Annotated in this window: 10 protein-coding genes and 1 pseudogene; 8 read left to right on the forward strand and 3 right to left on the reverse strand. The window is 51.9% G+C overall.

Features of this window, described 5'->3' with window-relative positions; all coding sequences use genetic code 11:
• Positions 1-148 (forward strand): annotated as a pseudogene (locus HMPREF9412_RS32510) (M20/M25/M40 family metallo-hydrolase); the annotation flags it as partial.
• Positions 149-1041: 893 nt separating this feature from the next.
• On the forward strand, positions 1042-2181 hold the full coding sequence (locus HMPREF9412_RS09645; protein ID WP_009591287.1) for a zinc-dependent alcohol dehydrogenase: 1140 nt from the start codon (positions 1042-1044) through the stop codon (positions 2179-2181).
• Between the two features lie 208 nt (positions 2182-2389).
• Here HMPREF9412_RS09645 and HMPREF9412_RS09650 read toward each other — a convergent pair whose 3' ends face one another.
• Positions 2390-2761: a glyoxalase/bleomycin resistance/dioxygenase family protein gene (locus HMPREF9412_RS09650; RefSeq protein ID WP_009591281.1), complete on the reverse strand. Its 372-nt coding sequence runs from the start codon at positions 2759-2761 to the stop codon at positions 2390-2392.
• A gap of 74 nt (positions 2762-2835) precedes the next feature.
• Positions 2836-3771 (reverse strand): aminoglycoside phosphotransferase family protein, encoded by a 936-nt coding sequence (locus HMPREF9412_RS09655; protein ID WP_009591283.1) that lies wholly within the window; start codon positions 3769-3771, stop codon positions 2836-2838.
• Between the two features lie 268 nt (positions 3772-4039).
• Between HMPREF9412_RS09655 and HMPREF9412_RS09660 the strand changes: the two genes are divergently transcribed.
• The 3 genes from HMPREF9412_RS09660 (at position 4040) to HMPREF9412_RS09670 (ending at position 5901) form a co-directional block, all read left to right on the forward strand.
• Positions 4040-4537 carry a DinB family protein gene (locus tag HMPREF9412_RS09660; protein ID WP_009591279.1) on the forward strand — a complete coding sequence of 166 codons (498 nt, stop codon included), beginning with the start codon at positions 4040-4042 and terminating at the stop codon, positions 4535-4537.
• 63 nt (positions 4538-4600) lie between these two features.
• Positions 4601-5593, forward strand: coding sequence for a helix-turn-helix transcriptional regulator (locus tag HMPREF9412_RS09665; protein ID WP_009591288.1), 993 nt, complete (start codon positions 4601-4603; stop codon positions 5591-5593).
• A gap of 5 nt (positions 5594-5598) precedes the next feature.
• The gene (locus tag HMPREF9412_RS09670; protein WP_009591286.1) at positions 5599-5901 is read left to right on the forward strand and encodes a putative quinol monooxygenase; all 303 of its coding nucleotides are present in this window, start codon (positions 5599-5601) and stop codon (positions 5899-5901) included.
• A gap of 77 nt (positions 5902-5978) precedes the next feature.
• On the opposite strand, the gene HMPREF9412_RS09675 is transcribed toward HMPREF9412_RS09670, so the two are convergent.
• The gene (locus HMPREF9412_RS09675) at positions 5979-6806 is read right to left on the reverse strand and encodes an AraC family transcriptional regulator (protein WP_009591282.1); all 828 of its coding nucleotides are present in this window, start codon (positions 6804-6806) and stop codon (positions 5979-5981) included.
• A gap of 119 nt (positions 6807-6925) precedes the next feature.
• Between HMPREF9412_RS09675 and HMPREF9412_RS09680 the strand changes: the two genes are divergently transcribed.
• The 3 genes from HMPREF9412_RS09680 to HMPREF9412_RS09690 all read left to right on the forward strand — a co-directional run bounded on the left by HMPREF9412_RS09680 (position 6926) and on the right by HMPREF9412_RS09690 (position 10178).
• Positions 6926-8275 (forward strand): alpha-L-fucosidase, encoded by a 1350-nt coding sequence (locus HMPREF9412_RS09680; RefSeq protein ID WP_009591280.1) that lies wholly within the window; start codon positions 6926-6928, stop codon positions 8273-8275.
• Positions 8276-8499: 224 nt separating this feature from the next.
• Positions 8500-9384 carry an ATP-binding cassette domain-containing protein gene (locus HMPREF9412_RS09685; protein WP_009591289.1) on the forward strand — a complete coding sequence of 295 codons (885 nt, stop codon included), beginning with the start codon at positions 8500-8502 and terminating at the stop codon, positions 9382-9384.
• Positions 9381-10178 carry an ABC transporter permease gene (locus HMPREF9412_RS09690; RefSeq protein ID WP_009591284.1) on the forward strand — a complete coding sequence of 266 codons (798 nt, stop codon included), beginning with the start codon at positions 9381-9383 and terminating at the stop codon, positions 10176-10178. The genes HMPREF9412_RS09685 and HMPREF9412_RS09690 overlap by 4 nt, the downstream gene beginning before the upstream one ends.
• Positions 10179-10386 lie beyond the last annotated feature (208 nt).

A 10386-nucleotide genomic window follows, 5' to 3' on the forward strand; every position in this document is an offset into this window, starting at 1 on the left:
GAAGCTGTCCAGCACGCTGAACGCCCCTGCCGTCATGATGGGCTTCGGCTTGCCGGACGAGAATCTGCATGCGCCGAACGAGCATTTTAATTTGGAGAATTTCGATAAGGGCTTGCTGACGATCGTAGAATATTTGAAGCTGGTATAACGGTGACGCCAACAGTCCGAAAGTAACATAGTAACATCCTAAATAAGAACGCGTATGGCGGGATAATTGAATCCTTTCCAATACGCGTTCTTTTGCTTTTATGAGAGCCACTTGCGATTCATAATCCGGTTATTGGCGTGGGAGCCACTTGACATTCATAAGCCGGTTATTGGCGTGGGAGCCACTTGACATTCATAAGCCGGTTATTGGCGTGGGAGCATCGATTTACCGACGGAAAGCGGCCAGGACGTGTTTACACGACTAAACACCTGCAGATCCCCAATCAGACGGTGCCATATTAAATGGTTGCCGGTCCTATGTATGGGGTGGTTTCCCTACCAGCAGGCAGTTCTTCACCACAACATGTGGTTTCCACACCTAACAGGTGTCTTCATCCCATCACATGCGGTTTCCACGGCAAACAAGCGCCGTAATCCCCATTCCCATCGGACTACAGATCCGTTATTTACCACAAATCAGGCCATTCTCTAAGTGTAACGGACACCAGTTCCGTTATTTAACCCTTTCGCCGCCAAAAAAAGGACTTTTTATGCAAATAACGGACCTCATGTCCGTAAGCATCAAAGTTTAGCTCTTATCAGAGCAAATAACGTATCCTGTGTCCGGTGAATCCCATTTGACTCGTTTGTCACGTTTGTCACGTTTGCCACATTTGCCACATTTGTCATCGGTTTGCGCAGCCTGTTCGCTTATTCGCGTACCCCTACCGACCATCAAGAGTAATTACACAATGTTTAGCATCGGCCTTTCTCCCATAGACTATGTTTTTGCGCGTATCAGCGTATATGCATGAATAGCGGTGGGGATGTTAATACAAGTGGAAATCGGGTATTTAGAAGATAACTTCTGTACAAAGCATAAGGAGGGAACGTATGAGAGCAGTCACATTTCAAGGCGCCAAAGACATTCAGGTCAAACACGTGGAGGATCCATCCATTCGGACCCAGGATGATATTATCGTCCGCATCACCTCTACAGCCATTTGCGGTTCCGATCTTCATATATACCTAGGGGCTATGCCCACAGCTAAAGATTTCGTGATCGGCCATGAGCCCATGGGGATCGTAGAAGAGGTCGGTGCCAACGTAACCCGCGTGAAAAAAGGCGACCGCGTCGTTCTTCCGTTCAATGTTTCTTGCGGTCACTGCTACTATTGCAATCATGATATGGAGAGTCAATGCGACAATTCCAATGGCAACCCGGATGTCCATGCCGGAGGGTACTTGGGTTACACCGAACGCTACGGAAGCTATCCCGGCGGACAAGCTGAATATTTGCGCGTGCCCTACGGGAACTTTATGCCGTTTGTCATACCGGAGTCGTGCGAGCTGGAGGATGAGGCGCTTCTGTTCTTGTCCGACGTTCTCCCTACCGCCTATTGGAGCGTAGAGAATGCCGGCGTTAAACCGGGCGATACCGTAACGGTGCTCGGCTGCGGGCCGGTTGGCCTGATGACCCAGAAATTCGCCTGGATGAAAGGCGCAAAACGGGTAATCGCCGTGGACCGTCTTCCTTATCGTCTGCAAAAAGCAAAACGGCTGAACAACGTGGAGATCTACAATTTTGAAGACTATGACGATATGGGCAAATACATTCGAGAGATTACCAAAGGCGGCACGGATATCGTGATCGACTGCGTCGGCATGGACGGGAAGAAGTCGACGATGGAAGCCATCGGCCAAAAGCTGAAGCTCCAGGGCGGAACGTTGAGCGCGATTGATATCGCCATCCAGGCCGTGCGCAAATTCGGCACCGTCCAGCTGACCGGCGTATACGGTTCGCTGTACAATATGTTCCCGCTCGGCCATATTTTTGAACGGAACATTACCCTTACCATGGGGCAGGCTCCCGTTATTCATTACATGCCGGAGCTGTTCAAGAAGATCACCGCCGGCGAATTTGATCCGACGGAGATTGTCTCCCACCGGCTTCCCCTGGAACAGGCAAGCGATGCCTATCGGATATTCAGCGATCACGAGGACGAATGCACCAAGGTCATTCTGAAGCCGTAGCGTAATTCCACAGAAAAAGGATAAACCAAGCATTCCCTGTCATATCCTTTATCTTGGATAGGAGATGCTTGGTTTTTTGTGTCCCGGTTCATGGAATTTAGGGAGTGAGCCTAAATTTTCGCCGGGTGCGAGTTAGGCGCTTCGACATAACTTCGCACGTCCAAAGGGGTGAGTAGTCAACGTTAACCACATTCGCCGGGTAGGCTGTCTATTCACTCGCTTTTCTGGGATTCACCCGGATGATTGTCCCGCACGGATCCGATATCCAGTAGCCCCGCGAGTTCTCGTAAACCTCCACCTCATCCCTGCGGTCCACCCGGTGCTCTCTCAAATATCGGGCAGCCTCCTCCGGATCCTCCGTGTTGACCTCGAGCCAAACATCCTGCTGCGAATAGTTGAGCATACAATCCAGCCATAAGGTATTCGAGCCGTGCTGAAAAGCATGCGACCCGTCCTTGAAGCCCAAATATGGCAGCCGTAAAACCTCTTTGTAAAAAAACACGGTCTCCTCATACTTGTGCTTCGGAATTTTAATGGCAATATTATTTCCGCCGATAAACTGAATATCCGCTGATGTCATGAGTGCAAACCTCCATTGGGGATTTTGTGCCATTGTATCATGCAGCAGCTTGGTTAAATTCTTCTGGATTGCTGTTATTCGCGGCGATTTGCCAAAACCTCGGCTTTCGTTATATACCAATTGGGCACATGCGTCCGGAATCCATCATACCCATTCAGTACGGTTTGAGCCTGGTTCATCATAACCTCCACTTCCTGCTCTCCGAACGGGATGGCCCAATGAATGGAGGAAATCTGATTGCTTGCGATATAAAGCGCCATTAATTTGAAAAATGAATCCGGCACCTCTCGTCCTTGGAAATATCCGTGAATACGACCCGAAGCGAACCACGGGCTAATCGCGGCATCCCACGTAATCCGGTTAAACTCCTCCCAAGGATCACCGTAGTCCGCCCGGTTGAAATCAATGATGCCGAGTTCCCCTTCAGGCGTAACCACCATGTTGCCGACATGATAATCCCCATGTTGAAAAGCAAGGGGCCGCTCTTCCAGCAAATACCGGTGCTCCTCCATAAAACGGATGAAGTTCTCAGCGCCGGCAAGCCGGATGCCGCAGCTCTCATAATTTTTTATGTACCTATCCATTTTTGAATTATAATATGACGCCCACGTATCCAAACCGCTTTTTGCCGGAATGCCATGCATCCTGTCCAAATATACGCCTGACTGAAAGCCAAGCCGGTACTGCTCTTCAGAATCCAGCAAAGGAATCGCCTCCCTGGCATCTTCTCCCGGAACCCATGTGAACAGGGAATACACTTGCCGGCCATCATGACAGACGCCAAAATCCATCGGTCGAGACGTGCGCATTTCGATGGGATCCAGCTGTTTTACCGTTTCAAACTCCCATTTCTTCCTCTCGAACTGAGAGATGTCGGATAGCCGGAGGAGCCACTCCTTCCCTTGCATATCCTGAATATAATATTTACGATCTGCCGACCAGCCCTTGTCAACCGCTTGAATGACAATCCATCCATCAGCCCCCGGGATATCACGAATCGCTTCCCGCATGCCCTGCACCTCCTGTATCCAAATTCTTCACGATTCTTGAACTTCATTCATTATAAATGAAGAGGAAAACTTAGACCATTCAGATGAAAATATCAGCCTCCTTTCGGGTCACCCGTGTTGACCTCATGCCAAACATCCTGCTGCGAAATAGTTGATCATACAATCCCATTTTTTTATTTTGTCCTATAATCACTGACCGTAACTGTCAGGAATGATGTAATATACTCGATTTGCAGCACACATCCTAAACCAAAGCGAGGGTTAACACATGAACATGAGCAAAGCGGATTTTACGACAGAATGGTTAAAAGAGGCGCATATAACGGAACAAGTCATGAACGCTTTAACCGACGATTCGCTTAAAACCGCCATAACGGAGCAGCATCGCACGCTCGGTCAGCTGGCGTGGCATTTGGTTATGTCGATTCAGTACATGACCATGCTCGGTTTGCAATTTGAGGGCCCGTCCCGCGAGCAAAATATTCCCGATTCGGCCGCCGAAATTACGGACAGCTACCGCCGGATCCGGCTTGCCCTTCTGGATGCGGTACAGTCGCAGTGGAGCGAGGAGGATCTTCGCGCTACCCGTGAATTCGACGGAGAGCCTTGGACCAATGCGGCATTCCTGCATTTTACCCTGGTTCATCAAGCGCATCACCGCGGACAAATGACGGTGCTGATGAGACAAGCCGGCCTGCGGATTCCCGAGCTCTACGGTCCGACCTACGATTCCTGGATCGACAAGGGCATGGACCCGCTCGTATAAAAAAGATACAATCTACTTAAAAGTAAGCAGTCAGGATCGTCCCTAAGGAAGGAGCGCGTTTTGATGTCCAAAGCGGATAATATGCTGTCGATCCTGTGGATGCTTCGCTCGGGCAAAAAAATGACCGCGCAGCAAATCGCCGATGAGCTGGAAATTCATGTTCGAACGGTGTACCGCTGCATCGATTCGTTATGCGCCAGCGGCGCGCCCATCATCGCCGATTCCGGGCCGAACGGCGGCTTTCGGATCCTCGGGCAGTTTACGGAATCCCCGCTGATGTTTGACGCTGAAGAGCAGAAAGCATTGGTACACGCTTCGATCTTTGCCAAAGAAACCGGCTATCCGTTCACGGACGCGCTGGAGCGGGCGATCGGCAAGCTGAAGCTTTATACGAACGAGGAGCAGCTTCATCAGATCGAACGGCACAGCAGCGGCATCGCGGTTTTGCAGCCTCCAGTCCAAGACGGGCTTCGCCCGCTGCTGCAGACGCTGGAGAATGCCGCGGCACAGGGACAAACCCTGAAGATGACGTATTCGAAGGGCCGGGAAGGCGCCGGAACCGTCCGAGAGTTCGATCCCTACGGCATTATCCACTGGAAGGGCCAATGGTATGCTGCGGGCTACTGCCGTCTGCGCCAAGAGATTCGCAATTTTCGCGTAGACCGGATCCTCGATCTGGAGACGACAGAACTGGTCTTTGAGCGGCCCGTTGATTTTTCGGCCAGGGATGTATTGCTTGGTAGTCTTCTCCCGGATCCAGGCAGCACGGAACCCCTGGTCGATGTTGTCATCCAAGCCCACGAGCATGTTCTGAATGAATTGAGCCAGCATTGGTTGTTTGGGCATACCCTCGTATCGCGTCATGATGGAGAGGCTCGTTTCCGGCTGGACACGTCTTCGCTGACGTCCTATGTGCCCTACTTCCTTCTCCCCTACGGTAAAGCTTTAACCATTCTGGAGCCCGCTTCGCTCGTCCTGAAACTGTCCGAGATCACGACAAGCTTGGCGCTCCATTACGAACGCATGTTAACCGGCATGACCAAAAAGGAAGGATGATACCCATGGAGAAATTTGCAATGTACGGGAAATTGATCGCCCATCCCGGCAAACGGGATGAACTTGCGGAGATCCTGCTTGAAGCAGCCGCGATGCTTCGCGATAACGAAGACTGTGAGCTTTATATCGTCAACGTCTCGGACAGCGATCCGAATGCCGTATGGGTCACGGAATTGTGGAGCAGCCAAGACGCGCATGCCGCTTCCCTGCAGGGAGCGGATACGTCCGAGCTGCTGCAGCGCGGGCGGGCGCTGATTGCCGGCGCAGAGCCGCTCAGGCTTAAGCCGCTTGGGGGCAAAGGGTTTTAGGGTAATCCCGGTTAGGAATAAAAGAGGCCGTTCCCGAATCGAAATTCAGGAACAGCCTCTTTTTTTGCTATATATTGCTATATATTGTTACGATATTCCGAGGGGCTGTAGCCTACCTCTTTCCGAAACGTTTTCGAGAAATAGTTCGCCGATTCAAAGCCGGTGGCATCCGCAATTTCCTTGATGCTTAGAGACGTCGTCCTCAGCATGAGTTTGGCCTGCTCCATTCGTTTGAGGCTTAAATATTTTTGCGGCGTGATTCCGAAATGCCGTTTGAAATACTTAATAAAATAATTCGGGTGCAAATGCAGCGTTCCCGCCATCTGCTCCAGTGTAATTTCCTCATGCAGATGATTTTTGATGTACTGCTGCACTTTGTGGAGCCTGCCCATATCCTCCATTTTGTCCGCATGAATCTGCGGCTGCTGGTGTTCGAACACGCGGGAGAGGATGTCCAGCATCACGGACTTTTCCCTCAATCGCGCGGCGAGGGTATCGGAGCGATGCGCATCGACGAGCTGCTGGAATAATGCAGGCATCTCCGCGTTCCCCGACAAATCGTAGCAATGGGGCACGTTCAGCCAGGAAAACACATCGGAATCGCCCACGGTCGCCGAGAAGTGAGACCAGTATTTAAGATAGGGACGGCCGCTGATGACAGAGTAGGATTGCCGCGTCCGTGCCGGCATCAGAACCAATTGACCCGGTACGGGATACAGCTCCTCATCGCCGATCTTCACCCACCCTTCCCCATCCAGGATAAAATAGAGCTTGTTGTACGACACGGTGTAGTCGAATTCCTTCCATTCCGGCCAGCACTGCGTTCTTTCGGCCTCCCAGATCTGAACCTGCATGTTCAGGAGCATCTGCTGAATGGCTTCATGTTTATTTCGTTCATTCTTCATCTTCAATTATCCTCTAAAGTTATTATAATACCCGTCGGAGTTAAGTAATTATCTATTCATACTAACACATTCTTGTTAAAATCAAACTCGACAATTCCAAGAATCGGAGGTTTGAATCCATGACAACGACTACCACTCCAACCAATCAAGTCATCCATGATCGAAACCAGCGCGTGCAATGGTTCCAGAACGACCGTTTCGGCATGTTCATTCACTGGGGGCTTTACTCCATCCCGGCCCGAGGCGAATGGCTCCGAAGCACGGAACAGATGAGCATCGAGGACTATCAGGCCTATTTCGATGAATTTGATCCCGTTGACTATAATCCTCGGGAGTGGGCCAAAGCGGCCAAGAAAGCAGGCATGAAATATGCGGTGCTGACGGCCAAGCATCATGACGGATTCTGTTTGTTCGACAGCAAGCTGACGGAATATAAGTCAACGAATACCAAAGCCGGCCGGGATCTCGTGCAGGAATTTCTGGAAGCTTTCCGTGAAGAAGGCCTTAAAGTCGGCCTCTATTTCTCGCTGATCGACTGGTATCATGAGGACTACCCGGCTTATGGAGACCGGATTCACCCGATGCGGGCGAACGAAGCCTTCAAGCGCGATCCGAAAAACTTCGACCGATACCTGGATTACATGCATGGGCAGGTGCGTGAGCTGCTCACAGGCTACGGCAAACTCGATATCATGTGGTTTGACTTCTCTTATGATAACATGCGCGGCGAGGTGTGGCGCGCCACCGAACTAATGAAAATGATCCGCGAGCTTCAGCCGCACATTCTTATCGACAATCGGCTGGAGGGAAGCGGCGAGAGCGGCGGCAGCATCTATACCACCGATCCGTCCGTATACAGCGGCGACTTCGCGTCGCCGGAACAGATCATTCCGCCGCACGGGGTTGTGGACCAGACAGGTGCCCCGATTCCATGGGAAGCCTGTATTACGCTGAACAACAACTGGGGTTATGCCGCAGCTGACCGCAATTACAAATCGGCAACCACCATCATCCGCAAGCTGGTGGAATGCGTCAGCAAGAACGGCAACATGCTGTTGAACGTCGGTCCTGACGCGAAAGGCTCCATCCCGAAAGAGAGCCTCGACGTGCTGGAGGAAATCGGCGACTGGATGAGCAAGAACGGAGACAGCATCTATGGCTGCGCGGCTGCCGATTATCCGAAACCGGAGTGGGGTCGTTATACCCAAAAAGGCAATACGCTCTATGCCCACGTCTTTGAGGAGTCTATAGGACCGATCAATCTCATCGGCATGGCCGACAAGGTGAAGAAGGCCCGGCTGCTCGCGGACGGATACGAATTGTTCCTCAGCCGCCCTTGGAGCGCGGCCGAATTCGTCGAAGACGCATTCGTGAACTTCGCGCGTCCTGAACACTTTACCTATCCGCTCCCCGACAAACGCAATACCGTCATTGAACTGGAGCTTTATGACGAATCGGACCGTTCGTAACGATAAGATCCCTTATACATGAACTAATCCCTATAAGAGCCTGACTCGATGTTTTGTTACATCGCGTCAGGCTTTTTTATGTCCGGACGCCTACTCCTCCCATAATCATCACGCAGTTTCAAACGCAAAAAAAACGTATTGCACAATAACTGTTTATGAAATATACTAATTATCAATTAAACTGTTTATATAATACACAATTAATTAAAGGAGATGTTCGGCTCATGAGTAACTATGCTGTTGAAATTCGTCAGCTTCGCAAAAGCTTTGGACACCAGACCGTATTGGACGGGATCGACCTGAGCGTGCCGCGAGGAGACGTATTTGCTCTTCTCGGTCCTAATGGGGCCGGCAAGACAACCTTGATTCACATCCTGTCCACGTTGGTGACGCCCGATGCCGGGAGCGTGAGGATTAATGGGTTCGATCTCCGCGATCACAAGCAGGATGTGCAGCGGTCCATTAGTCTGACCGGCCAATTCGCGGCCGTTGACGAAGTGCTGACCGCCGAAGAAAACCTCAGGATGATATGCAGGCTGTCGGGTCTATCCGCGGCGGAAGCCGGACAGAGAACCGCCGAGCTGCTGGAGCACTTCGATCTGGTGGCCGCAGCGGCCAAGCGAGTGAAGACGTATTCCGGCGGGATGAAGAGACGGCTTGATCTGGCGATCAGCCTTGTCGTGCCGCGGCCCGTGCTGTTCCTCGATGAACCGACCACAGGACTTGATACGCGCAGCCGCCGTGCGCTGTGGGATATCATCCTTCAATTGAAGAGCCAAGGCATCACCATCCTGCTGACCACGCAGTATTTGGAGGAAGCCGACCAGCTCGCGGACCGGATTGCGGTTCTGGATGGGGGACGAATCGTGGCTGAAGGTAGTCCGGCCGAGCTGAAGACCCGGGTCGGTGGTGAAATGCTGGAGCTTCGCGATGCACGTGACGAAGTGATCCATAGGATCCCGACAAGCGGCAGCATCGGCGACGTCGCGCATACGCTTCAGGAGTTCATACGCTTGCTCCCGAATGAGACGCGCGTAAGTCTTCACAGACCCAATATGGATGATGTATTCCTGTCGCTTACCGACAAGGAAATGGAGGGAATTGTATGATAAGAGCAACGGCAACGGCTACAAAAACAAAAACAACGTCCTTAGCAGTTACCCAGTCCGTCTTTATCGGCCGCAGCCTGCGTCACAGCATCCGCAACGCGGAGGCGATGATAACGGCGATGGTGCTGCCGATCATGTTGATGCTGCTGTTCACCTATGTATTTGGCGGTGCCCTCGATCCCAGCGGACAGTATGTTAATTACGTGGTGCCAGGAATCATTCTGTTGTGCGCCGGCTTCGGATCGTCCAGCACGGCCGTCGACGTCTCACAGGATATGACCAATGGCATCATTGACCGCTTCCGCACCATGCCCATTCAAAGCTTAAGTGTCATTACGGGACATGTGGTCGCCAGCCTTGCCCGGAACATGCTTGCGACAGGCGTTGTTATCGCAGTGGCTCTGCTCGTTGGATTCAGGCCATCAGCTGGGCTTATGGATTGGTTACTCGCCATCGGCTTGATCGCGCTCTTCATCTTTGCCTTCACCTGGCTCTACGCCGCTATCGGTCTCGTTGCAGGCAGTCCGGCAGCGGCCAGCAGCTATGGATTCATCCTGCTCTTTCTCCCTTACCTCTCCAGCGCTTTCGTTCCTACCGAGACGATGCCGGCTTGGCTGCAAGGGATCGCGAGCAACCAGCCGATTACGCCGGTCATCGAATCCATTCGCGGATTGCTGACGGGAGGCTCCATCCAGGATCAGATCGGATGGGCGATCGGATGGTGCCTGTTCATCCTGATTGGCTCGATGGTATGGAGCATGTGGACGTTTAAGAGGAAAGCCGGACGACGCTAAATACGGGTGGTTGCTTTACTGAGGGCGGACGAAGGATACTCCATCCGCTTCGGCTGCCGTGTCCTTCCTATTTCAAGTTGGTCATTCCACCAGTTACACCCCGTAACTAACGTTATCGAATGTCTAACCGGAACGATACCAACCAACCGGCACTGAAAAAGTCCGCTTGGGCCGGTTCAATCAGCAAAAAACGATCCTCATGCGAGGA

The sequence above is a fragment of the Paenibacillus sp. HGF5 genome, from assembly GCF_000204455.1.
Classification (GTDB): domain Bacteria; phylum Bacillota; class Bacilli; order Paenibacillales; family Paenibacillaceae; genus Paenibacillus_AQ; species Paenibacillus_AQ lautus_A.